Origin of the sequence: Tardiphaga sp. 862_B3_N4_1, assembly GCF_051811085.1 — a bacterium.
Lineage (GTDB): Bacteria > Pseudomonadota > Alphaproteobacteria > Rhizobiales > Xanthobacteraceae > Tardiphaga > Tardiphaga robiniae.
In genome coordinates, this window is the sequence record NZ_JBPWQB010000002.1 from 1,688,583 (window position 1) to 1,712,098 (window position 23,516).

The following is a 23,516-nucleotide window of genomic DNA, read 5'->3' on the forward strand; positions in this document are numbered from 1 at the left end:
CGTTCGCGCCCGGCGCGTTTTCCATCACAGGGAACGATGTCCCTTTCCAGTCTTTCTTGACGCTGCCGGTTTTGGTTCTAACTACCCGCTGACGGTCAAACATCCTCGGAACGGTCAATGACGATTACCGATCTGGTCGCGCCCGAGGCGATAATCCCGGCGTTGAAGGTCAACAGCAAGAAGCAGGCGCTGCAGGAGCTCGCTGCGCGCGCTTCCGCGCTCACCGGTCAGAACGACCGCGCCATTTTCGAGGTGCTGTTGCAGCGTGAGAAGCTCGGTACGACGGCCGTGGGCTATGGCGTTGCCATTCCGCATGGCAAGTTGCCGAAGCTCGACAAGCTGTTCGGCCTGTTTGCGCGCCTCGATCGTCCGATCGATTTCGAGGCTATGGACGGCCAGCCGGTCGATCTGGTGTTTCTGTTGCTGGCGCCGGAAGGTGCGGGCGCCGATCATCTGAAGGCGCTGGCACGGATCGCACGTCTGCTGCGCGATCAGGACGTCGCCAAAAAGCTGCGTGCCTCCCGTGACGCTCAGGCGATCTATTCGGTGCTCGCTTTGCCGCCAGCGACAGCCGCCTAACTATCTTACCCCCGCAGCTTACGCTGGAATCGCCCGGTTGGACCGGGCGATTCTCCTATTCCGAACCAGATCCCTGCTTGCGCGGAGATGGAAGGCTGGTTGGCCTTGCCAGTTTACGCCGCGAACTCCTTGGCCGAGATTGGAGCGAGCGACTCGTTGCGCACCGCCTGCCGCGCGGTGATCGATGCGAGCTCGTTCATGGCTGCAGAGGCAGCTTCGGCCTGCGTTTCGGCACGGATCGATTCTGCTTCATCCGCTGCAGCAACTGCGCGCGATGATGCTGCCATCCGCAGTGCGGTCTGGATCTCGTTGGAATCCGCGCCGCTCTTGAGCAGCAGCAACGTCAGCAGCGCCTTGACGTCGGAATTCATCGCGTCTGCGCTCTGCTTCATGCGTCGCACGGCCGCTGACGTTTCAGGAACGTTGACGGCGGTTACGGGACGAAGCTTGGCGACGTTGCTGCCTGAAGTTTCTATGCCCTGCATGCGCATCGGATTGGCATATTCTTCCGCCATCATTACCCGCGATGCGGCAGCAAGCTGCAGAGCATTGTGAATCTCCGGCGAACCGGTGCCGGTCTTCAGCAACAGCAAAGTGAGGAGAGCTTTGACGTCCGAGTTCATCGCGGCAGTGTTTTGCATTGTGTTCCTCGCTTGTGAGTGACTGAGCTAGTTGAAACGTCGTCCGAACAGCTTTTCGAAGAAGGTTGGTTGTGGCGGCTCAGGGTGAGTGATTTCGGCGACGAGTTTGGGTGACTTGGGGCGCCGGACGTCACGCTTCACCCGCAGCTTTGACAGCAGCATGGTCGGCCCAGGCATGGCCGCGGGCTCGGCGAAGGTCGTGAGCGTGCCGTCCTCGAGGCTGCCGCGGATCAGGATTGGTGAGAGAAATATGGGATCTGCGAGTGCAGCAGCCGTCGCAAGGCGCGCGTTATTTAGAGTGCCGAGGCTCTGAACGGCCTCGATACTCCATTGCCCGAGCGGCAAGCGGTCTGACTTGGTCACGAAAGGCGGGCTGCTGTCGGGTGCGATGATGGGAGGGACGGTGCCGTCGGCGCGCATCAAGAATACGGTGGCAGCTGCGCAGCCCGGTGCAAAGACGAGGATCGCGAAACAGGCTGCGATCACCGGCCGACTATCAAAATCCCAGGAGCCGGTCCGGGGAACTGCCTCTGATTTCGGAGCGGTGATCGTTGCACCGAAGCTCCGTAGCAAGTCTTCGACTTGAACTATCTGGGTTTGTGTCGATCCATTCATGGCGACCTCGAATCTCAACATGACCAGATTTTCTCAAGTCATGGTGAATGCGTGGTCACCATTTTCTTCTGTGAAACGGCAGCAAAGATCAGGTGCAATGATGCCATCGCGTCGGATATCCAGATTGCGATTGATAGGGGGATCAGTTTTTCAAATGGCGCAGCGGATGAGGTCGCGTGCGGATCGATTGCGTCCGATGATGTGCTCACGATATTGACGACGGGTTAAATAGATACCGTGTCATGCAAGCCGAGCGCCTGCGCGTGATGATCGTCGTTTGGACGCTGGGATACTCGACATTGGGATACGCGGCTGTCACCGCGTATCCTGACGTCTGCATGCTGGCCAGTTCGCGTTAGTGAACGCTGACGGTCTGCAATTCCTGGCTCCATGCATTCGCGATCGCCGCTTCACGGCTGTCGGTGAGCATGATCGGCGTGCCGTCGGCGGCGTGCAGCGCGAACAGCTGCAATCCGGGCGCAATCTCCGGCGCCTGCGGGAACAGTCCCGGCACGTCTTCCGAGCGAACCGGCTTCACATAGGCGATCATACCTTCGCCCAGATGCGCCAATGCTTCGGTGGTGACGGCGGCATTTTCATTGATCGTAACAACTTCAGTCATCGTCTCGACTCCTTCTATGAGATCAAGCGGTCGAGTCCGCTACTCGTTCCATACTCAAGATGCATGACCTGATCGAAAACCGGAAACCAGTTTGTCGCATCATGCATTATTCGTGTTCATTGATAGCGATTGTCTTAATGACCCTTTCAGGCTCAGGCCTGGCCAGATCAATTGACAACAGCCCGTTCTTCAGATCCGCACCCAGCACAAGCATCCCCTCTGCCAGCACGAAGGTGCGCTGGAAGTGGCGCGCGGCGATGCCGCGATGGATGTATTGCCGGGTCTTGTCGTCCTGCTGGCGGCCCCGGATCACGAGCTGGTTTTCCTCGGTGGTCACATCGAGCTGATCGCGGGTGAAACCTGCGACCGCCAGCGTGATCCGCAGGCGTTCGGGTTGACCGTTGTTACGGTCGCACCGCTCGATGTTGTAAGGAGGATAACCGTCGGCACCTTTGACGACGCGATCGAGCGCACGCTCAATCTCGTCGAATCCCAAAAGGAACGGACTAGATAACGAAGGAACACGAGACATACCTACAAAGCCCTCTCGAAGCGACTTTGAGGGGCCCTTACGGCACCCCTGGCCAATCGGCACTCTGCCAACCGGTCAATCCACAATATGGGCATGCCAAAGCCCGGTTCAAGCACCTCTAAATTGCCGGGAAACCGTTACTAAGGCCTTGAAACCGATCAGATATCGATCCGATTGCGGCCATCGACGCTGAACAGGTGCAGTTTGTCGCGGGGAGCCGTGGCGCGGATCGAAGCACCGATGGCCGGGGCATCCTGGCCGGGGATACGCACGATGACCTCGCCCTCGGGCAGCTCGCCCGGAGTGGCGCTGACGGCCTTCTCGGCCCGCGCACGGGTGCCATAGACGAAGGTTTCCGCGCCGACCCGTTCGATGGCCTCGACCGTCAGGTTCAGCGTGATGCCGCCGTCAGTTGCGGCCGCGCCGGAAATCGTAAGGTCTTCCGGCCGGACGCCCAGGATACCGGCGTCGGCGGCGCTGCGGCTGTCGCCGGCGAACTGCGCACGGATCTCATTGCCGCCCAGCTTGATCAGGTTCATCGGTGGCGCGCCGATGAAGGAGGCGACGAAAGTGGTCGCCGGCTTGCGGTAGATATCGAGCGGACTGCCGATCTGCTCGACCTGGCCACCATTCATCACCACCAGAATATCCGCCAGCGTCATCGCCTCCAACTGATCGTGGGTGACGTAGATCGACGTTGTCTTGAGGCGACGTTGCAGCTTGCGGATTTCGACACGCATGGCGACGCGCAGCTTGGCATCGAGATTGGACAGTGGTTCGTCGAACAGGAACACTTTCGGCTGGCGGACGATGGCGCGCCCCATGGCGACGCGCTGGCGCTGGCCGCCGGACAATTGTCTGGGCTTGCGATCGAGCATGCCGGCGAGTTCGAGTGTCTGAGCGGCTTCGCGTACGCGCGTATCGATCTCGGGCTTCGGCATGCCCCTGTTGCGCAGGCCGTAAGCCATGTTGTTATAGACGCTCATATGCGGATAGAGCGCGTAGTTCTGGAACACCATGGCGATGTCGCGATCGGCCGGCTCGATCTCGTTGACGACACGGCCGCCAATATCGACCTCGCCGGAGGTGACGGTCTCAAGGCCGGCAACCATGCGCAGCAAGGTCGACTTGCCGCAGCCGCTTGGCCCGACGAGCACACAGAACTGGCCGTCGCCGATTTCGAACTCGATGCCTTTGATGGCCTCGAAGCCGCCGGGATAGGTCTTACGGACGTTGCGCAGCGAAACATTGGCCATCTGAATTTACTTCTCCGTCTCGACCAGGCCGCGCACGAACAGCCGCTGCATGAACACCACCACGGCGACAGGAGGCACCATCGCAAGAATCGCCGTCGCCATCGCGAGCTGCCATTCGGCGAGTTCATCCGTCGTCGTCAGCATCTTCTTGATGCCGGTGACGATGGTCTGCATGGATTCCTGCGTCGTGATCAGCAGCGGCCACAGATACTGGTTCCAGCCATAGATGAACTGGATCACGAACAGCGCTGCCATTGTGGTGACCGACAGCGGCAGCAACGTATCCTTGAAAAAGCGAAAGGGGCCGGCGCCGTCGATGCGCGAGGCTTCGAGCAGTTCATCGGGGATGGTCATGAAGAACTGGCGAAACAGCAGCGTGCCGGTGGCCGATGCGATCAGCGGTAGGATCAGACCGGCATAGGTGTCGAGCATCTTCAGATCGGCGATCACCTTGTAGGTCGGATAGATACGGACCTCGACCGGCAGCATCAGCGTCACGAAGATGATCCAGAACGCCGTCTGGCGGAACGGAAAACGGAAATACACCACGGCATAGGCGGAGAGGATCGAGATCACGATCTTGCCGAGCGCGATGCCCATTGCCATGACGAACGAGTTCATCAGCATATGGCCGACCGGCTCGCGGCTGGCGCGCGATCCGCCGACGAAGATCGCCCGGTAGTAGTTCTCCAGCGTATGACTGCCCGGCAGCATCGGCATGTTGCCGTTGACCACCGTTGCTGCGTCATGGGTCGAGGCGATCAGCGCGACATAGACCGGGAAGACGACGATGAACACGCCGAAAGTCAGGATCGCGTAAGCGAGGATGTCGTTCCAGCGGCGGTGCTCGACCATCAGTATTGCACCTTGCGCTCGACGTAGCGAAACTGGATCGCCGTGAGCGCGATCACGATCACCATCAGGATCACCGACTGCGCTGCCGATCCGCCGAGGTCGCCGCCGAGCCTGCCGTCGGCATAGACCTTGTAGACCATGGTGGTCGTCGCCCCGGCCGGCCCGCCGCCGGTGACCGCGTCGATGATGCCGAAAGTGTCGAAGAAGACGTAGACGACGTTGACGACCAGCAGGAAGAACGTGGTCGGCGACAGCAACGGGAACGTGATCGTCCAGAATCTCCGATACGGCCCGGCGCCATCAATCGCCCCGGCCTCGAGTACGCTGCGCGGGATCGCCTGCAGGCCGGCCAGGAAGAACAGGAAATTATAGGCGATCTGCTTCCACACCGCGGCCATGACGACGAGCGCCATGGCGTGGTTGCCGTTCAACATCGGATTCCAGTTGAAGCCCATCATGCGCAGCGGTCGTGCCATGGTGCCGAGGGAGGGATGGAAGATGAACAGCCACAGCACGCCAGCGACGGCCGGCGCCACCGCATAGGGCCAGATCATCATGACCTTGAAGGTCGGTGCCGCTTTCAGATTCTTGTCGGCCTGGGTGGCGAACAACAATGCGATCGACAGCGAGAGCGCCGCGACCAGCGACGAGAACACCACGGTCGTCGCCATTGCCTTGTAGTATTCCGGCTGGGCCAGTAGCGCCTGATAGTTCTCCAGCCCGATGAATTCCGAGTTCAGGCCGAACGCGTCCTCGCGTAAAAACGATTGCCAGACAGCCTGGCTGGCCGGCCAGTAGAAAAACACCAGGGTGATGACCAGCTGCGGCACGAGCAACAAATATGGCAGCAGCTTACCCTTGAAGACCGCGGACTTTTCCATGCAGTTCGTCGTGCCCCAGAAAGCAGCCTCATTCTGCTCATGTCATCGCCCGTCCAAGCGCGCAATTGCGCGCGAGGCCGGGCAACGACAGCGTCCGCTTGAATACTACTTCGCAGTCTTTTCGAAGGTCCGCAACATGGCGTTGCCACGGCTCACGGCGGTGTCGAGTGCCTGTTGTGCCGTCTTCTGGCCACCCAGCGCAGCCTCGATCTCTTCGGACCAGATGTCTCGCAACTGCACCATGTTGCCGAACCGCAGGCCGCGCGAATTTTCGGTCGGCTCCTTGTTGGTCAGCTCCTTCAGCGGGGTCTGCAGGATCGGGTTCTTGTCATAGAAGCCGTCGGCCTTGGTCTTTTCATAAGCGGCCTTGGTGATCGGCAGATAACCGGACTCCTGATGCAGCTTGGCCTGCCGATCTGTGTCGGACAGGAAGCTGAAGAATTTTGCGATGCCCTTGTTTTCCTCAGGCTTCTTGCCGCCCATCACCCATAGCGAAGCGCCGCCGATGATCGAGTTCTGCGGCGCGCCGGCAGCTTCGGGGTAGTAAGGCATCGGCACCGAGGTAAAGGCGAATTTGGCGGTACCCTTCGCTGTCGCATAATAGCCGGACGAGGTCATGAAGAGCGGGCATTCGCCGGAGCCGAAGCGACTCTCGCTGGCATTGGCGCGACCGGAATAATCGTAGGTCTTGTCCTTCTGCAATTCGATCAGCGTCTGCAGATGTTTGACATGCAGTGGCGAGTTGAATTTCAGTTCGGTGTCGAAGCCGTCGAGTCCATTCGCCTTGGTACCGATCGGCACGTTGTGCCATGCCGAGAACTGCTCGATATTGGCCCAGGTCGCCCAGGCATTGGAGAAACCGCAGGTCGCATAGCCGGCCGCCTTGAGCTTCTTGGCGCCCTCGAACACTTCGGGCCAGGTCTTGGGAATTTCGGCAATATTGGCCTTCTTCAGCGCATCCAGATTGACCCACATCACCATCGACGATGAGTTGAAGGGAAACGACAGCATCTCGCCCTTCGATGTCGAGTAGTAACCGGTGATCGCGGGCAGATAGTTGTTTGGATCGAACGGCTCGCCCGCATCCTTCATCAGCTGGTAGACAGGTTTGACGGCGCCCTTGGCGCTCATCATGGTCGCGGTACCGACCTCGAAGACCTGTAGGATGTGCGGTGCGGTGCCGGCGCGGAATGCTGCGATGCCGGCATTCATGGTGTCGGGATAGCTGCCCTTGAAGGTCGGGACCACCTTGTAGTCCGGTTGGCTGGCATTGAAGTCAGCCGCGAGCTTGTTGACGATGTCGTTGTTGCCGCCGGTCATCGCGTGCCACCACTGGATCTCGGTCACCGCTTGCGCGGGCGAAGCGAGCGCCAGCGTGCATGCGAACAGAGTGGCGAGTGCGAATTGGGGGCGGATCATCCAGTTTCTCCCGTTAGCCGTCATCGTCTCGCTGCAACAAAGCTGCGCCGGATGACGTACATGCGACATTTTGACAGCGCGGATGCTAGGCGGGAAATGGCGGCGTTGGGAAGCCGCAAAAAGTCGAAGACGAACGGGGCTGCGGATCGCGCAGCCCCGTGTTGTTCTTATCGCTTGCGCTCGGAGCCGCTCACGGTTCCTTTGGCGACCAGCTCCTTGATCTCATCACCGGAGTAGCCGAACTCGGTGAGGATCTCGTTGAAGTGCTCGTTGAACTTCGGCGGCACGTGGCGCAGGCTCGCTTTGGTGCGGTCGAAGCGGACCGGCGAGGCGACGCCCTTGTACCAGTCCTTCTCGATGATATCGCCGCGATGCTTCGTGTGGGCATTGGCGAGCGCCTTGTCGATCGACTGTACCGGACCGGCGGGGAGGCCGGCGCCAAGCAGACGCTCGCACAGCGGCGCGCTGTCGTGATCCTTCAGGATCGCTTCCAGTTCGGCCCGCAGCGCATCGCGATTCTGTACGCGGTCACGGTTGCGTGCGAAGCGCACGTCCGTGCCGAGTTCCGGCTTGCCAAGTTCGCGGCACAGCTTGCGGAAGGTGCCGTCATTGCCGACGCCCATGAAGATGTTGCCGTCGCGAGCAGCGAACACGGCATAGGGCACCAGGTTCGGATGCTCGTTGCCGGTCAGTGCCGGCGGCTTGCCACCGTTGTAGAAATAGTTCGCGGTATGCGGGTGCATGATCGCGAGACCGGTTTCGTACAATGTCGCCTCGACGAATTGACCGAGACCCGATTTGGCGCGCTCGGCGAGCGCCATCAGGATGCCGACGCAGGCATAGAGACCGGTCGCCATGTCGACAAGCGCGACGCCGATGCGGGTCGGGCCGCTTTCCTGTGAGCCGGTCGATGCCATCAGGCCGACCATCGACTGGATGATCGCGTCATAGCCGGGGTGGCCGCCATGCGGGCCATCGCCGCCGAAGCCGGAGATGCGGCAATGGATCAGCTGCGGGAATTTCTCGCGCAGGAAATCGTTGCCGATGCCCCATTTGTCGAGCGTGCCGGGCTTGAAGTTTTCGATCATCACGTCGGCGTTTTCGAGCATCCGCATCAGCACTGTACGACCACCCTCGGAGGCGAGGTCGAGACCGATCGAGCGCTTGTTGCGGTTGGTGCCGATGAAATAGGCCGCGTCGTCGTCGTGGAAGGGGGGGCCCCAGTCGCGAGTCTCGTCGCCGGCCGGCGGCTCGACCTTGACGACGTCAGCGCCGTGGTCGGCCAGGATCTGGGTGCAATAGGGTCCGCCAAGAACGCGCGACAGATCGATCACGCGCAGGCCGGCAATCGCGCCGGGAGCTATGGGCAAGCTCATTCAATCAGCCTTCTCTCAAGTGTCGTTGGGATATTTTTATGCCAGAGAGCATGTAAGGGCTGTCAGAGCTAGCGGGCTTCCGGCTGGTCAGCAATGGCCTTGTCCGGGCAGCGGCTATGGCCAGAGCGAGGGTATGGCGCAACCGCCAGACGAACGCGAACGGGCTCGGCCGATGGCCGAGCCCGTTCGTATCGAGAGTTAATTCGTTTGCGCCGCTGTGACTCAGACGATCACGGTGCGGACGTCGATATTGCCGCGTGTGGCGTTGGAATACGGGCAGACCTGATGCGCTTTCTCGACCAGCGCTTCGGCTTCCGCGCGCGGCAGGCCCGGCAAGGAGACCGCGAGTTCGACATCGAGGCCGAAACCACCGGCCGAACGCGGGCCGATGCCCACGGTGGAAGTGACCGTCACATCGGCGGGTACCTTCGGGCCGCCCTGCGAGCCCACGAACTTCATCGCGCCGATGAAACAGGCAGCATAGCCGGCCGCGAACAGCTGCTCGGGATTATTGCCGGCGCCGCCTGCGCCGCCGAGTTCCTTCGGCGTGGTGAGTTTGACGTCGAGCGCGCCATCAAGCGTAGCGGCGTGGCCATCGCGGCCGCCGGTTGCCTTGGCGCTGGTCTTGTAGAGCACGTTGACAGACATGGTTGGTCTCCTCGTTGTTTGTGTCTTGTCCCGTTATAATTGCGCACAATTAGATTGTGCACAATACATAAAATGCGCGACGCAATCGAATTGTGCTCAACTGATCGTGAAGGGGTTGGGGTCTGGCGTCAGCTGTGGCCAAATAAGCTCCGGAGATAATCATGGCCAAGAAACCCGCACCTGTTCCGCTGCTGCAGCTCGATAACCAGCTCTGCTTTGCCGTCTATTCGACCGGCCACGCGTTCAACCGCGTCTACAAGCCGCTGCTGGAGCGGCTGAAGCTGACCTATCCGCAATATCTGGCGATGCTGGTGCTGTGGGAGCACGACAATGTGCCGGTCAAGGACATCGGCGAGCGACTGTTTCTCGATTCCGGCACGCTGACGCCGCTGTTGAAGCGCCTGGAAGCCGCTGGCCTGATCAAGCGCACCCGCAGCGCAGAGGACGAGCGGCAGATGCTGATCGCATTGACGGCGCAAGGTCAGGCGCTGCGTGAAAAAGCCAAGGCCGTGCCGCAGGGAATTCTCGCGGCGTCAGCCTGCACGGTCGGTGAAATGGCCGCGATGAAAAATGAACTCGTGGCGCTACGTGATCGGCTGAACGCAGCGCTCGGGGATTAGCGCGGTCAATCTCTACGAGAATGGGTTGGTGCGGCTTGCCGAGCCGAAGCTCGCGAAGCTCGCGAAGCGAGCGAAGGATGGTGGAGCCAGGCGGGATCGAACCGCCGACCTCTTGCATGCCATGCAAGCGCTCTCCCAGCTGAGCTATGGCCCCAATACCTGCGACGCACTGGGTGGGGCGTCGCGCGGCAAACCAAGATCACATATCAGGAGTGATCTCAAGTCTCTTCTGAGCTTAACTTTCTTCGTCGCCTGAGACGTCGCCGATGATGTCGGTCACGTCCTCATCGCCTTCTTCTTCGTCGGCAATGAAGGTCGAATCATCGTCTTCATCGTCATCGATGGTGTCATCGACTTCGATATCGTCCTCGGATTCCAGCACGGCAGCCTTCTTGCCGGTATTCTCCTCGGCGTCGGCTTCCTCCAGCGAGACCAATTCTTCGCTCTCGGCGGCTTCCGGAGTTTCCGCGGCGGCAGATGCTGCAGCTGCGCGTGCGGCTGCATCCGCGCGGGTCCGCGGCGGCGCAATCGGCGCAATCGGCACAACCTCGCCCGTATAAGGCGAAATCACCGGGCTCTTGTTGAGGTCGTAGAACTTCTTGCCCGTCGTGGGGCAAATGCGTTTGGTTCCGAGATCGGATTTGGCCACGTGAAGGGTCCTGGGGATTTTTTGAAAAACGGTGCTTCACTTGGCTAGTTGACGCGCCCCTGTCAATAGCGGTTTGCGTGAGAATGACCGCTGCGTGACGCAGCGTGGCTCATATGCTACGAGCCGCCTGCGCGAAGGAACACAATCTTGACCCAATCAGACACAGCCGCCGCCCAGCCGACCCCGCTGACAGCGCGAAAATCCGGCGCCCTGCGCGGTAGCGCCCGCGTGCCCGGTGACAAGTCGATCTCGCACCGGGCCCTCATTCTGGGTGCCCTGGCGGTCGGCGAGACCCGAATCACGGGGCTGCTGGAGGGTGAGGACGTCCTGAATACCGCCAAATCGATGCAGGCGCTGGGCGCCAGCGTCGAACGAACCGGCGATTTTGCGTGGAAGGTCAACGGCGTCGGCGTTGCCGGCTTCGCCGCGCCCAAGGCGCCGCTGGATTTTGGCAATTCGGGTACCGGGTGCCGGCTGGTGATGGGGGCTGTCGCAGGCTGCCCGATCGAGGCGACATTCGATGGCGATGCGTCGCTGCGCAGCCGGCCGATGCGCCGGATCGTTGATCCGCTGGAATTGATGGGCGCCAAAGTCACCGCGAGCCAGGACGGCGGGCGTCTACCGCTGACGCTCAAAGGCGCGCGTGATCCGCTGCCGATCGTCTATCGTACCCCGGTAGCCTCCGCCCAGATCAAGTCGGCCGTGCTGCTGGCCGGCCTGTCGGCCCCTGGCACCACCACGGTCATCGAGACCGAGGCCAGCCGGGATCACACCGAGCTGATGCTCAAGCATTTTGGCGCCGAGATTACTTCCGAAAAAGAAGGCGCGCACGGCCGCAAGATCACGCTCACCGGTCAGCCCGAATTGAAGGGTGCCGATGTCGTGGTGCCGGCAGATCCGTCCTCCGCAGCATTCCCGATGGTTGCGGCATTGATCGTGCCGGGCTCCGAGATCGTGCTCACCGATGTGATGACCAATCCGCTGCGCACCGGGCTGTTCACGACGTTGCGCGAGATGGGCGCATCCATCGAGGAAAGCGATATCCGCGGCGATGCCGGCGAACCGATGGCGCAGTTCCGGATCACTGCGTCGAAGCTGCACGGCGTCGAAGTGCCGCCGGAGCGCGCGCCGTCGATGATCGATGAATATCTGGTGCTGGCCGTGGCTGCGGCGTTTGCCGAAGGCACGACCATCATGCGCGGGCTGCAGGAGCTGCGCGTGAAGGAATCCGACCGTCTGGAAGCCACCGCGGCGATGCTGCGGGTCAACGGCGTCAATGTCGAAATCGTCGGCGATGACCTCATCGTGCACGGCAACGGCCGTGTTGCCGGTGGCGGCCTCGTCGCCACCCATATGGATCACCGCATCGCCATGTCGGCGCTGGCCATGGGCCTCGCTTCCGACAGACCGGTGACCATCGACGACACGACATTCATCGCCACCAGCTTCCCCGATTTCATCCCGATGATGCGTCGGCTGGGTGCTGATTTCTCCTGAGGTTGCCGGCGTGGATATTTCCGGAGACGGGTGCTAAGCCCGCGCAGGTCGCGCGAGCCTGACTCCCGATCCACCGCCATTCATCGTGACAAGACGAGCACGCGCAACGCATGATTATTGCTATCGACGGTCCCGCCGCATCCGGAAAAGGCACGCTGGGCAAACGGCTTGCGCACCATTACGGTTACCGGCACCTCGATACCGGCGTGATCTATCGCGCGGTCGCCAAGGCGATGCTCGATCTTGGCGCGGACCTGACCGATGAGGCGCAGGCCGTGGCTGTCGCCAGTGAGCTCGATCCCGAGAAATTCGGCAATCCGGCGCTGAAGACCCAGGAAGTCGGTGATGCGGCCTCTGTGGTCTCGGCCATCCCGCGGGTGCGGGAGGTCCTTTTGAACTTCCAGCGGCGTTTTGCCGAGGATCCGCCGGGTGCGGTGCTCGACGGCCGGGACATTGGAACCGTGATCTGCCCCCATGCCGACGTGAAGATCTTCGTCGTCGCCGATGCCAGGGTCCGCGCCCGCCGGCGCACCCTGGAGGCTCTCGGACGGGGCGAGGTGGCCGATGAGGCCGCCGTGCTGGCGGATATCATCAGGCGCGACGAACGCGACCAGAACCGCCTGATTGCGCCTCTGAAGCCGGCCACGGATGCATACTTGCTGGATAACTCCAATTTGGATATAGAAGGCGGCGTCCGGGCCGCCATCGACATTGTCGAGGCCGTCCGAGCGGGCCGGCAACGGGTCTGATTTTTCTTTCTTTCTGAAAGACCTCAGACAAAACCGTTGCCGTCATTGGAGGAAAGCCCGCTCCCGATCTCGAGCTGCGATACGCGCTTCAGGCTCCGGACACCATCAAGACCCTACCCACGTTTCGATCGTGAAGGCATGCTGCCGGCCCGTTCTTGCATCCTCCTGCAAGGCGGTCGTTAGAGGTTGCGGACCCCTGACACTTCACATTTGAGACGCCCATTAACCCGAACGGCCGGCGATACCCGCATCTGGAGAACAAATGGCTTCGACTGCTTCTTCGTATAATCCTTCCCGCGATGATTTCGCGGCAATGCTCGACGAGTCCTTCGCGGGCGGCAACCTTCAGGAAAGCTCTGTTATCAAGGGCATCGTGGTTGCGATTGAAAAGGACATGGCCGTCATCGACGTCGGCCTGAAGACTGAAGGCCGTGTGGCACTGCGCGAATTCGCCGGTCCCGGCCGTGACAGCGAACTCAAGGTCGGCGACGAAGTCGAAGTGTTCCTCGACCGGATCGAAAACGCACTGGGCGAAGCCGTTCTGTCGCGCGACAAGGCCCGCCGCGAAGAGAGCTGGGGCAAGCTCGAGAAGGCCTTCAACAACAACGAGAAGGTTCACGGCGTCATCTTCAACCAGGTCAAGGGTGGCTTCACCGTCGATCTCGACGGCGCAGTGGCCTTCCTGCCGCGTTCGCAGGTGGACATTCGTCCGATCCGCGACGTCGCCCCGCTGATGAACAACTCGCAGCCGTTCCAGATCCTCAAGATGGATCGCCGCCGCGGCAACATCGTCGTGTCGCGTCGCACGGTTCTCGAAGAGACCCGCGCCGAACAGCGTCAGGAACTGGTCCAGAACCTCGAAGAGGGTCAGGTCATCGATGGCGTCGTCAAGAACATCACCGATTACGGTGCGTTCGTTGACCTCGGCGGTATCGACGGCCTGCTGCACGTCACCGATATCGCGTGGCGCCGCGTCAACCATCCTACCGAAGTGCTCACCATCGGTCAGACGGTCAAGGTCAAGATCATCAAGATCAACCACGAGACCCACCGTATCTCGCTCGGCATGAAGCAGCTGCTCGACGATCCGTGGCAGGGCATCGAGGCGAAGTACCCGCTGAACGCACGCTTCTCGGGTCGCGTCACCAACATCACCGACTACGGCGCATTCGTCGAACTGGAGCCGGGCATCGAAGGCCTGATCCACGTGTCGGAGATGTCGTGGACCAAGAAGAACATGCACCCCGGCAAGATCGTTTCGACCTCGCAGGAAGTCGAAGTGCAGGTTCTCGAAGTCGACAGCGTCAAGCGCCGCATTTCGCTCGGTCTCAAGCAGACCATGCGCAATCCGTGGGAAGTGTTCGTCGAGAAGTTCCCGGTCGGCTCGACCGTCGAAGGCGAAGTCAAGAACAAGACCGAGTTCGGTCTGTTCCTGGGTCTCGAAGGCGACGTGGACGGCATGGTCCATCTCTCCGACCTCGACTGGAAGCAGCCGGGCGAGCAGGTCATCGACAACTTCAAGAAGGGCGACATGGTCAAGGCCATCGTCCTCGACGTGGATGTCGAGAAGGAGCGCATCTCGCTCGGCGTCAAGCAGCTCGAAGGCGACCCCTTCGCAGAGCCGGGCGACGTCAAGAAGGGCGCTGTCGTGACTTGCGAAGTGATCGAAGTGAAGGAATCCGGCATCGACGTTCAGATCGCCGGCACCGACTTCACGACCTTCATCAAGCGTTCGGAACTGGCGCGTGAGCGCTCGGATCAGCGCGCTGAGCGTTTCGCCGTCGGCGAGAAGGTCGATGCCCGCGTGATCCAGTTCGACAAGAAGGCCCGCAAGGTCCAGGTGTCGATCAAGGCTCTCGAAGTGGCGGAAGAGAAGGAAGCCATCGCGCAGTACGGATCGTCGGATTCGGGCGCGACCCTTGGCGACATTCTCGGCAAGGCGCTCAAGCAGAGCACCGACAAGTAAGCGCGCAAGTAAGTTTCGACTCACTTGTTGCTACCAATTGGGGCCCCGGTTTCACCGGGGCCCTTTTTGTTGTTTCGACCATGTTTTCTTCATATTGCCTCGCAATTGATGTATTTGAGATACCTCAAGTAAACGCTGCCCGGACGACAGATGCAGCATCCGCCAGACGCAGCTCTCGCCGAGGGCTTAGGAGATTTCCGATGTCGCTTGATTCCGATGTGATCGTCGATCGCCGCAGGATACGTCGCAAGCTGACGTTCTGGCGCGTGGCAGCGGTGCTGGCCGCGGTCGCTGCTGTGGTCGTCGTCGGCGTCGTCGTGACACGGTCGGGCTCCGAGGCGCTGTCGTCGTCGGGGGCGATTGCGCGCATCAAGATCGAAGGCCTGATCCAGAGCAACAATGATCGCGTCGAGGCGCTGGAGCGGCTGGAGAAGTCATCCGCGGCGGCGGTGGTGGTACATATCAATTCGCCGGGCGGCACCACGGCTGGCTCCGAGCAGCTCTATGACGCGCTGATGCGCCTCAAGGCCAAGAAACCGATGGTCGTTGTCGTCGAGGGCCTGGCCGCATCGGGCGGCTACATCGCGGCACTAGCATCCGACCATATCGTTGCGCAGCAGAGCTCGCTGGTCGGCTCCATCGGTGTTCTGTTCCAGTTTCCCAATTTCACGGGGTTGATGAAGACCGTCGGTGTCGAGGTCGAGCAGGTCAAATCCTCGCCCCTGAAGGCGGCGCCCAATGGTTTCGAGCCGACCAGCCCGGAGGCGCGGGCAGCGCTGGAATCGCTCGTGAAGGACTCCTATGGTTGGTTCCGTGGGCTTGTGCAGAGCCGCCGCGCCATGGATGACGCGCAACTACAGAAAGTCGCCGATGGCCGTGTTTTTACGGGGCGCCAGGCCGTGGACCTCAAGCTGATTGATCAGCTTGGCGACGAGAAAGCCGCCGTGGCGTGGCTGGTAGCCGAGAAGAAGATCAAGAGCGATCTGCCGGTTCGCGACTTCAAGCTGACGCCTAAATTCAGCGATTTCACCTTCCTGCGCGCTGCTGCGACGATCACACTCGATGCAGTGGGTCTCAACGCGATCGCGCGGCAGGTCGAGCAGGCGGGCCTCGCGCAGGCCATGGACGGCTTCGGTCTCGATGGCATGCTGGCGCTGTGGCGGCCGGCCACCACCAACTAGGGAACTGCTCGTCCTGTTCTTTCCGCACTGCAAGGAAGGCTGCAACAACGGTTTCGGGCATTTGTCACGCATTTTCGAAGGTGCCCGAATTCATTTAGCGTCTTGACAGTTCAAGGCATTTTCACGGAAATGCATCCTCCCGTTCAGAGTCCAACGTCTCGATGATCAAATCCGAACTCGTTCAACGCATCGCTGAGCATAACCCGCACCTCTACCAGCGGGATGTTGAGAACATCGTGAATGCGATTCTCGATGAGATCGTGGCTGCGCTGGCACGCGGTGACCGTGTCGAACTTCGCGGCTTCGGTGCATTCTCGGTGAAGCATCGCCCCGCCCGCGCAGGCCGCAATCCGCGGACTGGCGAGCATGTTCCGGTAGACCAGAAGAGTGTTCCGTTCTTCAAGACCGGCAAGGAAATGCGCGAACGCCTGAATCGCGACAGTGCTGCGCCGGAAGCAAGCGCAGCGCCATAAAGAACTTTGAGGTAGCGCGCATTCGGGCCGACAGGTCTGAGCCAATTAGCGGAATGCGCGCCCGCATCGCCTTCGCGAGAGACGTTGATGCGCAAATTCTTCTCAGCCCTGGTCATCATCCCCCTCGCGATCGTCTTCGTCGTGTTCGCCGTCGCCAACCGTCATATGGTCACGGTCTCCTTCGATCCGTTCAACAGCAGCGATCCTGCGGTCGGTGCCACGATGCCGCTGTTCGTTGTGATCATCCTGTCGGCCATCCTGGGCGTCATCGCAGGGGGAATGGCGACCTGGTTCAGGCAAGGGCACTGGCGCCGTGCAGCACGTCAGCACGAGGCCGATATCAGGCGGGCCCGTGCAGAACTGGCCGATCTGCGCGCCCATACCGCGACCACGTCACGGAACGGTGCGCAGCGGCTTCCGGCGCCGGGTTCCTCCTATATGGCCGGTGAGCGAGACAAGTCCGGCGCGACGTTGTAGAACCCCGCGCATAGGCTTTTCCTGCCATTCCCGGTATTGCCAGCGGCCATTTGAAGCATGTCTCTGATCGTCAAAATCTGCGGCCTGTCCACTCCGGAGACGCTCGATGCGGCTCTGGTCGGCGGCGCGGATATGGTCGGCTTCGTGTTCTTTCCGCCGTCGCCGCGTCACGTCACGCTCGACGTTGCGCGGGCTTTGGGCAAGCAGGCGAAGGGCCGCGCCGTGAAGGTTGCGCTGTCGGTCGATGCCGATGACGCGGATCTCGAAAACAGCATCGATGCCTTGAAGCCCGATATCCTGCAGCTCCATGGCAAGGAGAGTGTGGCGCGGGTGCGTGATATCAAACAGAAGTTCGGCCTTCCGGTGATGAAGGCGCTTGCCGTCGAGACCAGAGCCGATCTCGCTGCATTGCCCGGCTATGCCGCGGTCTGCGATCGCATCCTGTTCGATGCCAAACCGCCGAAGGATGCGACGCGCCCGGGTGGTCTCGGCGCGGTCTTCGACTGGCATCTGCTCGAAGGCCTCGATCTGAAGCTGCCCTTCATGGTGTCGGGCGGCCTCAATGCCGCCAACGTCGCCGAGGCCCTGCGCATCACGCGGGCCGGCGGTGTCGATATTTCGTCCGGCGTGGAAAGCGCGCCGGGCATCAAGGATCCCGACATGATCCGCGCTTTCATCCGCGCCGCGCGCGCAACGGAAGAGTTGACGACCTGATGACTCAAGCCATTCCCAATTCCTATCGGTCCGGTCCCGACGACACCGGTCACTTCGGCATTTTCGGCGGCCGCTTTGTTGCCGAGACGCTGATGCCGCTGATCCTCGACCTGCAGAAGGCCTATGAGGATGCCAAGGCCGATCCCGCCTTCCGCAAGGAGATGGATGGTTATCTCAAGGCCTATGTCGGCCGCCCGTCGCCGCTCTATTTCGCGGAACGTCTCACCGAGCATCTCGGCGGCGCAAAAATCTATCTGAAGCGCGAGGAGCTGAATCACACCGGCTCGCACAAGGTCAACAACGTGCTCGGCCAGATCATGGTTGCGCGCCGCATGGGCAAGAAGCGCATTATCGCCGAGACCGGCGCCGGCCAGCATGGCGTGGCGACGGCGACGCTCTGCGCGCGCTTCGGCCTCGAATGCATCGTCTATATGGGTGCGGTGGACGTCGCCCGACAGCAGCCCAATGTGATCCGCATGGAGATGCTCGGCGCCAAGGTGGTGCCGGTGCAGGTCGGTGCGCGCACGCTCAAGGATGCGATGAACGAGGCGCTGCGCGACTGGGTCACCAATGTGCACAACACGTTCTATTGCATCGGCACCGTCGCCGGCCCGCATCCCTATCCGATGATGGTGCGCGACTTCCAGTCGATCATCGGCGAGGAAACCCGTGTGCAGATGCAGGAAATCGAAGGTCGCCTGCCGGACTCGCTGATCGCCTGCATCGGCGGCGGCTCCAATGCGATGGGGCTCTTCCATCCGTTCCTCGACGATCCATCGGTCGATATCTACGGCGTCGAGGCGGCGGGCCACGGGCTCACCAACCTGCATGCCGCATCGATCGCTGGCGGCCGTCCCGGCGTGCTGCACGGCAACCGCACCTATCTCTTGATGGATGAAGATGGCCAGATCCAGGAAGGCCATTCGATCTCTGCCGGCCTCGATTATCCTGGTATCGGCCCCGAACATTCGTGGCTGCATACGATCGGCCGCGTGAAATATCTGTCGGCGACCGACGAGGAAGCGCTGGCCGCATTCCAGCTGCTGTCGAAACTCGAAGGCATCATCCCGGCGCTGGAGCCGGCCCATGCCCTCGCCAAGGTGAGCGAACTCGCGCCAACGCTGCCGAAGGATCACCTGATGGTCGTCAACCTCTCCGGCCGCGGCGACAAGGACGTCCCGCAGGTCGGCGATATCCTGAAGGGCAGGCAGTCGTGACCACCCGCATCGATACCCGTTTCGCCGAACTCAAGGCCGAAGGCCGCGCGGCTTTCGTTACTTTCGTGATGGCCGGCGATCCCGATCCCGCCACCGCGCTCGAAATCGTCAAGGCGCTGCCCAAGGCCGGTGCCGACATCATCGAGATCGGCATGCCCTTCACCGATCCGATGGCCGACGGCCCGTCGATCCAGGCCGCGGGCCTCCGCGCACTGCAGGCCGGCATGACGCTGCGCAAGACGCTGCAGCTCGTGCGCGATTTCCGCGCCGCTGACGACAAGACGCCCATCGTACTGATGGGCTACTACAATCCGATCTATATTTACGGCGTCGACAAGTTCCTGCCCGATGCCAAGGCGGCCGGCGTGGATGGTCTGATCATCGTCGACCTACCGCCGGAAGAAGACGCAGAGCTCTGCCTGCCGGCAATCAAAGCCGGATTGAACTTCATCCGTCTGGCCACGCCGACCACCGATGACAAGCGCCTCCCGGCGGTGCTCGCGAACACGTCGGGCTTCGTCTATTACGTCTCGGTCACCGGCATCACGGGATCAGCTAGCGCGGATTCATCCGTCGTGAGCACGGCCGTGGCGCGGATCAAGCGTCATACGAAACTGCCGGTCTGCGTCGGTTTTGGCATCCGGACGCCGGAAGCCGCGCATGACATCGCCCGGCATGCCAATGGCGCCGTGGTCGGCACCGCGCTGATCGATGCGCTGAAAGGCTCGCTGGACGCCGATGGCAAGGCCACGGCCAGGACTGTCAGCGCGGTCGCCGATCTGGCTGCAGCCCTCGCCCAGGGCGTTCATGGGGCCAAACAGGCTGCGGAATAAGCCACAATTGGCCTCCATCAACCGGGAACAACGGTTGCCGGGCTCCGTCCCGGCCGCCATATAGATATCAGAGCGACGCATCATCTCAGCGACGCGGAGACACATATGAACTGGCTCACCAACGTCGTCCGGCCGAAAATCCGCAACATCCTGCGTCGTGAGACGCCCGAGAATCTTTGGATCAAGTGCCCGGATACCGGACAGCTCGTGTTCTACAAGGACGTTGAGAGCAATCAGTTCGTCATTCCCGGCTCGAACTATCACATGCGCATGGGTGCCACCGCCCGCATGAAGTCGATCTTCGACAACGAGACCTGGTACGACGTCGCGCTGCCCGAGGTGATCGCCGATCCGCTGAAGTTTCGCGACGAGCGCAAATATGTCGACCGCATCAAGGATGCGCGCACCAAGACCGGCATGAACGATTCGGTCAAGGTCGGTTACGGCAAGATGGAAGGCTCCGGCGTCGTCGTCGCCGTACAGGATTTCGATTTCATGGGCGGCTCGCTCGGCATGGCTGCCGGTGAAGCGCTGGTGCGGGGGCTCGAGCTCGCCGTCGAGAAGAAGTCGCCCTTCATCGTCTTCGCAGCCTCCGGCGGCGCCCGCATGCAGGAAGGCATTCTTTCGCTGATGCAGCTGCCGCGCACCACCGTCGGCGTGCAGATGCTGCGCGAGGCCAAGCTGCCTTACATTGTCGTGCTCACCAACCCGACCACCGGCGGCGTCACCGCGTCCTATGCGATGCTGGGCGACGTGCAGATCGCCGAGCCCGGCGCGCTGATCGGCTTTGCCGGTGCGCGCGTGATCGAACAGACCATTCGCGAAAAGCTGCCGGAAGGTTTCCAGCGCGCTGAATATCTGCGTGACCACGGCATGATCGACATGGTCGTGCATCGCCACGATCTGAAGCCGACGCTGGCGCGCCTGTGTCGCCTGCTGACGAAGTCTCCGGCCATTGCGAGCCCGCCGCGCGCGGAGAGCATTCCGGCCGAGATCCTCGTGGCTCCGGACGCGGTGCCGGCCGCTCACGCGTGAGCACCTCCGCGCCGCCATCGTCGCCCGACCTCGGCGAGATTCTGGCGCGGCTCTCCAAGCTGCATCCGAACGCCATCGATCTGTCGCTGGACCGCATGCAGCGGCTCATGGCGCAGCTCGGCAATCCCGAGCGCAAGCTGCCCCCGGTCATTCATGTGGCCGGCACCAACGGGAAGGGCTCGACCATCGCCTATCTGCGCGCGATCTGTGAGGCCGCAGGCCTGCGCGTTCACGTCTATACCTCACCGCATCTCGTCCGCATGAATGAGAGCATTCGCCTTGCTGGCACATTGGTGAGCGATGACGCATTGCGTGACGCGTTCGCTTGGGTCGAGACGATCAACGCTGGCGCTCCGATCACGCCGTTCGAGGCTGAGACCGCCGTCGCGTTCGGTCTGTTCGCAAAGTCTCCCGCCGATATCGTGCTACTCGAAGTCGGCCTCGGCGGGCGGCTCGATGCGACCAACGTGATCGAAACGCCCGCCGCCTGCGTGCTCACGCCGATTACCATCGATCACACCGACTTCCTCGGCGACACGCTCGCGAAAATCGCAACCGAGAAAGCCGGCATCATCAAGCGCCGCGTGCCGGTCATCACGGCCGAGCAAGCGCCTGATGTAACCGATGTGATCGAACAGCAGGCGCGCAGGATGCATGCGCCGCTTGTGAGCGCCGGGCAGGAATGGCACGTCAATATCGAGCGCGGCCGCCTCGTGTATCAGGATGATCGCGGGTTGATGGATATTGCTGCGCCGCGGTTGTTCGGGCGCCATCAGTTCGGCAATGCGGGTCTGGCGATTGCGGCATTGCGCGCGCTGGATATCTTCAAGATCGATCCTGCCGCCTATGAAACCGGTGTGGCGCGCGCCGAATGGCCAGCGCGGATGCAGCGGCTGACGTCGGGCAAGCTTGTCGCGGCGGCGCCTGCCGAATCCGAAGTCTGGCTCGACGGCGGTCACAATGCCGATGGCGGGCGCGTCATTGCAGCCGCGCTCGGCGATCTCGAAGAGCGCGTGCCGCGGCCGCTGGTGGTGATCGCCGGCATGATGGCCAACAAGGATGCGACGGGCTTTCTGGCGAATTTCGCCGGCCAGACCCGCCATATCATCGCCGTGAAAATCCCCGGCCGCGACGGCGTCATGGCACCGGATGCGCTGGCCGACGCCGCGCGGAGTCTCGGCATGCGCGTCGAGACAGCGCCGAGCGTCGCCGATGCGCTGCAATCCCTCACCCGGCTCGCCTATGAAGTGCCTCCGCGGATCCTGATTGCAGGCTCGCTCTATCTGGCCGGTCATGTACTTGCGGAGAACGGCACGCTCCCTGCATAGAACGGCATCGATACAAGTGATCTCTGATTGATCTTTGCTTGATTTTAGGGAGGTTCGATGCGCTTCGCTGCCATTGCCGATGTTCACGGCAACCACTTTGCCCTTGAGGCGGTTGTCGCCGATATCCGTACCCAGGGTATCACCGACATCGTCAATCTTGGTGATATGGCCAGCGGTGCGCTCGATGCGCGCCGTGCGGTGGACATCATGATGGGCCTCAATGCCACCAATGTCCGCGGCAATCATGATCGTTACATCACCGACTACAAGCTTGACGACATGTGGCCATCCGATCGGCTGGCACACAGCCAGCTAGAACCAGAGCAGATGGACTGGCTGCGCGCGCTGCCCTTCAGCACGATTTATCAGGGCGAGGTCTATCTCGTTCACGCGACGCCCGATGACGACAACACCTACTGGATGGAAGCGGTGACCCCCGAAGGCATCGTGCATATGGCCGCGATCGAAGCCATCGAGGAGAAGGCCAAGGGCATCACGCAATCGCTGATTCTCTGCGCCCACACCCACATCGCGCGATCGGTGCGGCTTCGCGACGGCCGCATGATCGTCAATCCGGGCAGCGTAGGCGGTCCCGGCTATCGCGACGTCACGCCCTATCCGCACACGCTGGAAGTCGGCACGCCCGACGCCTGCTATGCGATTCTGGATTCCAGCTCAGGCCGCTGGCAGGTGACGTTTCGTCAGGTGCCTTACGATCATCAGGCGATGGCGGAGTTGGCATTGCAGAACCAGCGACCCGAATGGGCCAGCGCACTAGCGACGGGATGGATTCGCTGATGGGCGTCGCTTCCCTCGCCCCGCTTGCGGGGAGAGGGTGGCGCGGACGAAGTCCGCGGCGGGTGAGGGGGAGCCAGCGAGTGAAACACTGGCTCCCCCTCACCCGCCTTCCACATGCTCCGCATGTGAAAGTCGACCTCTCCCCGCAAGCGGGGCGAGGTTAGGTACACAAAACAAAAACGGCCAGTGAGGTGATCACCGGCCGTAAATTCTCGAATAAAGCGCGCGATCACACCGCTGCGCTGATCCATTGCTGCAGCTTCGCCTTCGGTGCGGCGCCGACCTGGCGCGAGGCCATTTCGCCGCCCTTGAAGATCATCAGCGTCGGGATCGACATTACGCCATACTTCGATGCGGTTTTCGGATTCTCGTCGACATTGAGCTTCAGGATGGTGACCTTTTCGCCCATGGCAGCGGAGATTTCGTCGAGCGCCGGCGCGATCATGCGGCACGGACCGCACCATTCGGCCCAGAAGTCGATCACGACCGGGCCGGTCGCCTTGAGCACTTCCGCTTCGAAATCGGCGTCTGTCACCTTGCCAACGGCCATGGTCG

26 protein-coding genes and 1 tRNA gene are annotated in these 23,516 nt (G+C 61.7%); 14 read left to right on the top strand and 13 right to left on the bottom strand.

The window, feature by feature from the left end:
* The first annotated feature begins 117 nt into the window (after window positions 1-117).
* Window positions 118-579 (top strand): PTS IIA-like nitrogen regulatory protein PtsN, encoded by a 462-nt coding sequence (ptsN, locus tag AB8B02_RS25290; RefSeq protein WP_089266376.1) that lies wholly within the window; start codon window positions 118-120, stop codon window positions 577-579.
* 113 nt (window positions 580-692) lie between these two features.
* On the opposite strand, the gene AB8B02_RS25295 is transcribed toward ptsN, so the two are convergent.
* The 10 genes from AB8B02_RS25295 to AB8B02_RS25340 form a co-directional block, all read right to left on the bottom strand.
* Window positions 693-1,220 (bottom strand): hypothetical protein, encoded by a 528-nt coding sequence (locus AB8B02_RS25295; RefSeq protein WP_439060289.1) that lies wholly within the window; start codon window positions 1,218-1,220, stop codon window positions 693-695.
* Between the two features lie 27 nt (window positions 1,221-1,247).
* The gene (locus tag AB8B02_RS25300) at window positions 1,248-1,835 is read right to left on the bottom strand and encodes a hypothetical protein (protein ID WP_439065466.1); all 588 of its coding nucleotides are present in this window, start codon (window positions 1,833-1,835) and stop codon (window positions 1,248-1,250) included.
* A gap of 355 nt (window positions 1,836-2,190) precedes the next feature.
* Complete coding sequence (locus AB8B02_RS25305) at window positions 2,191-2,457, bottom strand: DUF1150 family protein (protein ID WP_089266380.1); 267 nt, start codon at window positions 2,455-2,457, stop codon at window positions 2,191-2,193.
* Between the two features lie 106 nt (window positions 2,458-2,563).
* The gene (locus tag AB8B02_RS25310) at window positions 2,564-2,989 is read right to left on the bottom strand and encodes an Hsp20 family protein (RefSeq protein WP_068730313.1); all 426 of its coding nucleotides are present in this window, start codon (window positions 2,987-2,989) and stop codon (window positions 2,564-2,566) included.
* A 158-nt stretch (window positions 2,990-3,147) separates the two neighbouring features.
* Entirely contained in the window at window positions 3,148-4,245 is a 1,098-nt protein-coding gene (locus tag AB8B02_RS25315; protein WP_439065467.1) for a sn-glycerol-3-phosphate import ATP-binding protein UgpC, read from the bottom strand.
* A gap of 6 nt (window positions 4,246-4,251) precedes the next feature.
* Window positions 4,252-5,100, bottom strand: a complete 849-nt coding sequence (gene ugpE, locus AB8B02_RS25320; protein ID WP_089266386.1) for a sn-glycerol-3-phosphate ABC transporter permease UgpE — start codon at window positions 5,098-5,100, stop codon at window positions 4,252-4,254.
* Entirely contained in the window at window positions 5,100-5,981 is an 882-nt protein-coding gene (gene ugpA / locus AB8B02_RS25325; RefSeq protein WP_089266387.1) for a sn-glycerol-3-phosphate ABC transporter permease UgpA, read from the bottom strand. Before ugpA ends, ugpE begins: the two co-directional genes overlap by 1 nt.
* A gap of 105 nt (window positions 5,982-6,086) precedes the next feature.
* The gene (gene ugpB, locus AB8B02_RS25330; protein ID WP_231078588.1) at window positions 6,087-7,400 is read right to left on the bottom strand and encodes a sn-glycerol-3-phosphate ABC transporter substrate-binding protein UgpB; all 1,314 of its coding nucleotides are present in this window, start codon (window positions 7,398-7,400) and stop codon (window positions 6,087-6,089) included.
* Window positions 7,401-7,567: 167 nt separating this feature from the next.
* Window positions 7,568-8,776: a CaiB/BaiF CoA transferase family protein gene (locus AB8B02_RS25335; protein WP_184512580.1), complete on the bottom strand. Its 1,209-nt coding sequence runs from the start codon at window positions 8,774-8,776 to the stop codon at window positions 7,568-7,570.
* 222 nt (window positions 8,777-8,998) lie between these two features.
* A complete protein-coding gene (locus AB8B02_RS25340) occupies window positions 8,999-9,424 on the bottom strand; it encodes an organic hydroperoxide resistance protein (RefSeq protein ID WP_439065468.1) in 426 nt (141 codons plus the stop codon).
* Between the two features lie 161 nt (window positions 9,425-9,585).
* Here AB8B02_RS25340 and AB8B02_RS25345 point away from each other — a divergent pair, with 161 nt between their 5' ends.
* Window positions 9,586-10,044, top strand: a complete 459-nt coding sequence (locus tag AB8B02_RS25345) for a MarR family winged helix-turn-helix transcriptional regulator (RefSeq protein ID WP_231078586.1) — start codon at window positions 9,586-9,588, stop codon at window positions 10,042-10,044.
* A gap of 78 nt (window positions 10,045-10,122) precedes the next feature.
* On the opposite strand, the gene AB8B02_RS25350 is transcribed toward AB8B02_RS25345, so the two are convergent.
* Window positions 10,123-10,198: transfer RNA gene (locus tag AB8B02_RS25350), tRNA-Ala, on the bottom strand.
* A gap of 81 nt (window positions 10,199-10,279) precedes the next feature.
* Window positions 10,280-10,693, bottom strand: coding sequence for a TIGR02300 family protein (locus tag AB8B02_RS25355; RefSeq protein WP_068730321.1), 414 nt, complete (start codon window positions 10,691-10,693; stop codon window positions 10,280-10,282).
* A gap of 147 nt (window positions 10,694-10,840) precedes the next feature.
* On the opposite strand from AB8B02_RS25355, the gene aroA reads away from it, so the two are divergent.
* From aroA to AB8B02_RS25415, 12 genes are all read left to right on the top strand, one after another.
* Entirely contained in the window at window positions 10,841-12,190 is a 1,350-nt protein-coding gene (gene aroA / locus AB8B02_RS25360) for a 3-phosphoshikimate 1-carboxyvinyltransferase (protein WP_231078585.1), read from the top strand.
* A 110-nt stretch (window positions 12,191-12,300) separates the two neighbouring features.
* Window positions 12,301-12,939 (top strand): (d)CMP kinase, encoded by a 639-nt coding sequence (cmk, locus tag AB8B02_RS25365; protein ID WP_439065469.1) that lies wholly within the window; start codon window positions 12,301-12,303, stop codon window positions 12,937-12,939.
* 262 nt (window positions 12,940-13,201) lie between these two features.
* Window positions 13,202-14,905 carry a 30S ribosomal protein S1 gene (gene rpsA / locus AB8B02_RS25370; protein ID WP_068730324.1) on the top strand — a complete coding sequence of 568 codons (1,704 nt, stop codon included), beginning with the start codon at window positions 13,202-13,204 and terminating at the stop codon, window positions 14,903-14,905.
* 200 nt (window positions 14,906-15,105) lie between these two features.
* A complete protein-coding gene (gene sppA, locus AB8B02_RS25375; protein ID WP_120287731.1) occupies window positions 15,106-16,086 on the top strand; it encodes a signal peptide peptidase SppA in 981 nt (326 codons plus the stop codon).
* A gap of 161 nt (window positions 16,087-16,247) precedes the next feature.
* The gene (locus AB8B02_RS25380) at window positions 16,248-16,559 is read left to right on the top strand and encodes an integration host factor subunit beta (protein WP_439065470.1); all 312 of its coding nucleotides are present in this window, start codon (window positions 16,248-16,250) and stop codon (window positions 16,557-16,559) included.
* Window positions 16,560-16,646: 87 nt separating this feature from the next.
* Window positions 16,647-17,036: a LapA family protein gene (locus AB8B02_RS25385; RefSeq protein WP_439065471.1), complete on the top strand. Its 390-nt coding sequence runs from the start codon at window positions 16,647-16,649 to the stop codon at window positions 17,034-17,036.
* Window positions 17,037-17,093: 57 nt separating this feature from the next.
* A complete protein-coding gene (locus AB8B02_RS25390) occupies window positions 17,094-17,750 on the top strand; it encodes a phosphoribosylanthranilate isomerase (protein WP_439065472.1) in 657 nt (218 codons plus the stop codon).
* Complete coding sequence (gene trpB / locus AB8B02_RS25395) at window positions 17,750-18,967, top strand: tryptophan synthase subunit beta (RefSeq protein WP_120287734.1); 1,218 nt, start codon at window positions 17,750-17,752, stop codon at window positions 18,965-18,967. Before AB8B02_RS25390 ends, trpB begins: the two co-directional genes overlap by 1 nt.
* Window positions 18,964-19,800: a tryptophan synthase subunit alpha gene (trpA, locus tag AB8B02_RS25400; RefSeq protein WP_439062048.1), complete on the top strand. Its 837-nt coding sequence runs from the start codon at window positions 18,964-18,966 to the stop codon at window positions 19,798-19,800. Before trpB ends, trpA begins: the two co-directional genes overlap by 4 nt.
* Window positions 19,801-19,905: 105 nt before the next feature.
* Window positions 19,906-20,835 (top strand): acetyl-CoA carboxylase, carboxyltransferase subunit beta, encoded by a 930-nt coding sequence (gene accD / locus AB8B02_RS25405; RefSeq protein WP_439065473.1) that lies wholly within the window; start codon window positions 19,906-19,908, stop codon window positions 20,833-20,835.
* Window positions 20,832-22,163 (top strand): bifunctional folylpolyglutamate synthase/dihydrofolate synthase, encoded by a 1,332-nt coding sequence (locus AB8B02_RS25410; protein WP_439065474.1) that lies wholly within the window; start codon window positions 20,832-20,834, stop codon window positions 22,161-22,163. Before accD ends, AB8B02_RS25410 begins: the two co-directional genes overlap by 4 nt.
* 57 nt (window positions 22,164-22,220) lie before the next feature.
* Complete coding sequence (locus AB8B02_RS25415; RefSeq protein WP_439065475.1) at window positions 22,221-22,961, top strand: metallophosphoesterase family protein; 741 nt, start codon at window positions 22,221-22,223, stop codon at window positions 22,959-22,961.
* Between the two features lie 229 nt (window positions 22,962-23,190).
* Here AB8B02_RS25415 and trxA read toward each other — a convergent pair whose 3' ends face one another.
* Complete coding sequence (trxA, locus tag AB8B02_RS25420; RefSeq protein WP_068734104.1) at window positions 23,191-23,511, bottom strand: thioredoxin; 321 nt, start codon at window positions 23,509-23,511, stop codon at window positions 23,191-23,193.
* Between the last annotated feature and the right edge of the window lie 5 nt (window positions 23,512-23,516).

What these genes read in the sequence shown, in the direction of transcription:
- AB8B02_RS25380 (WP_439065470.1), top strand. Translation starts at nt 16,248, where the DNA reads ATGATCAAATCCGAACTCGTTCAACGCATCGCTGAGCATAACCCGCAC.
- AB8B02_RS25300 (WP_439065466.1), bottom strand. Translation starts at nt 1,835, where the DNA reads ATGAATGGATCGACACAAACCCAGATAGTTCAAGTCGAAGACTTGCTA.
- cmk (WP_439065469.1), top strand. Translation starts at nt 12,301, where the DNA reads ATGATTATTGCTATCGACGGTCCCGCCGCATCCGGAAAAGGCACGCTG.
- accD (WP_439065473.1), top strand. Translation starts at nt 19,906, where the DNA reads ATGAACTGGCTCACCAACGTCGTCCGGCCGAAAATCCGCAACATCCTG.
- AB8B02_RS25310 (WP_068730313.1), bottom strand. Translation starts at nt 2,989, where the DNA reads ATGTCTCGTGTTCCTTCGTTATCTAGTCCGTTCCTTTTGGGATTCGAC.
- rpsA (WP_068730324.1), top strand. Translation starts at nt 13,202, where the DNA reads ATGGCTTCGACTGCTTCTTCGTATAATCCTTCCCGCGATGATTTCGCG.
- AB8B02_RS25295 (WP_439060289.1), bottom strand. Translation starts at nt 1,220, where the DNA reads ATGCAAAACACTGCCGCGATGAACTCGGACGTCAAAGCTCTCCTCACT.
- sppA (WP_120287731.1), top strand. Translation starts at nt 15,106, where the DNA reads ATGTCGCTTGATTCCGATGTGATCGTCGATCGCCGCAGGATACGTCGC.
- ugpB (WP_231078588.1), bottom strand. Translation starts at nt 7,400, where the DNA reads ATGATCCGCCCCCAATTCGCACTCGCCACTCTGTTCGCATGCACGCTG.
- AB8B02_RS25415 (WP_439065475.1), top strand. Translation starts at nt 22,221, where the DNA reads ATGCGCTTCGCTGCCATTGCCGATGTTCACGGCAACCACTTTGCCCTT.
- AB8B02_RS25335 (WP_184512580.1), bottom strand. Translation starts at nt 8,776, where the DNA reads ATGAGCTTGCCCATAGCTCCCGGCGCGATTGCCGGCCTGCGCGTGATC.
- AB8B02_RS25345 (WP_231078586.1), top strand. Translation starts at nt 9,586, where the DNA reads ATGGCCAAGAAACCCGCACCTGTTCCGCTGCTGCAGCTCGATAACCAG.
- trxA (WP_068734104.1), bottom strand. Translation starts at nt 23,511, where the DNA reads ATGGCCGTTGGCAAGGTGACAGACGCCGATTTCGAAGCGGAAGTGCTC.
- AB8B02_RS25340 (WP_439065468.1), bottom strand. Translation starts at nt 9,424, where the DNA reads ATGTCTGTCAACGTGCTCTACAAGACCAGCGCCAAGGCAACCGGCGGC.
- trpB (WP_120287734.1), top strand. Translation starts at nt 17,750, where the DNA reads ATGACTCAAGCCATTCCCAATTCCTATCGGTCCGGTCCCGACGACACC.
- AB8B02_RS25315 (WP_439065467.1), bottom strand. Translation starts at nt 4,245, where the DNA reads ATGGCCAATGTTTCGCTGCGCAACGTCCGTAAGACCTATCCCGGCGGC.
- ugpE (WP_089266386.1), bottom strand. Translation starts at nt 5,100, where the DNA reads ATGGTCGAGCACCGCCGCTGGAACGACATCCTCGCTTACGCGATCCTG.
- AB8B02_RS25390 (WP_439065472.1), top strand. Translation starts at nt 17,094, where the DNA reads ATGTCTCTGATCGTCAAAATCTGCGGCCTGTCCACTCCGGAGACGCTC.
- AB8B02_RS25305 (WP_089266380.1), bottom strand. Translation starts at nt 2,457, where the DNA reads ATGACTGAAGTTGTTACGATCAATGAAAATGCCGCCGTCACCACCGAA.
- ptsN (WP_089266376.1), top strand. Translation starts at nt 118, where the DNA reads ATGACGATTACCGATCTGGTCGCGCCCGAGGCGATAATCCCGGCGTTG.
- ugpA (WP_089266387.1), bottom strand. Translation starts at nt 5,981, where the DNA reads ATGGAAAAGTCCGCGGTCTTCAAGGGTAAGCTGCTGCCATATTTGTTG.
- AB8B02_RS25385 (WP_439065471.1), top strand. Translation starts at nt 16,647, where the DNA reads ATGCGCAAATTCTTCTCAGCCCTGGTCATCATCCCCCTCGCGATCGTC.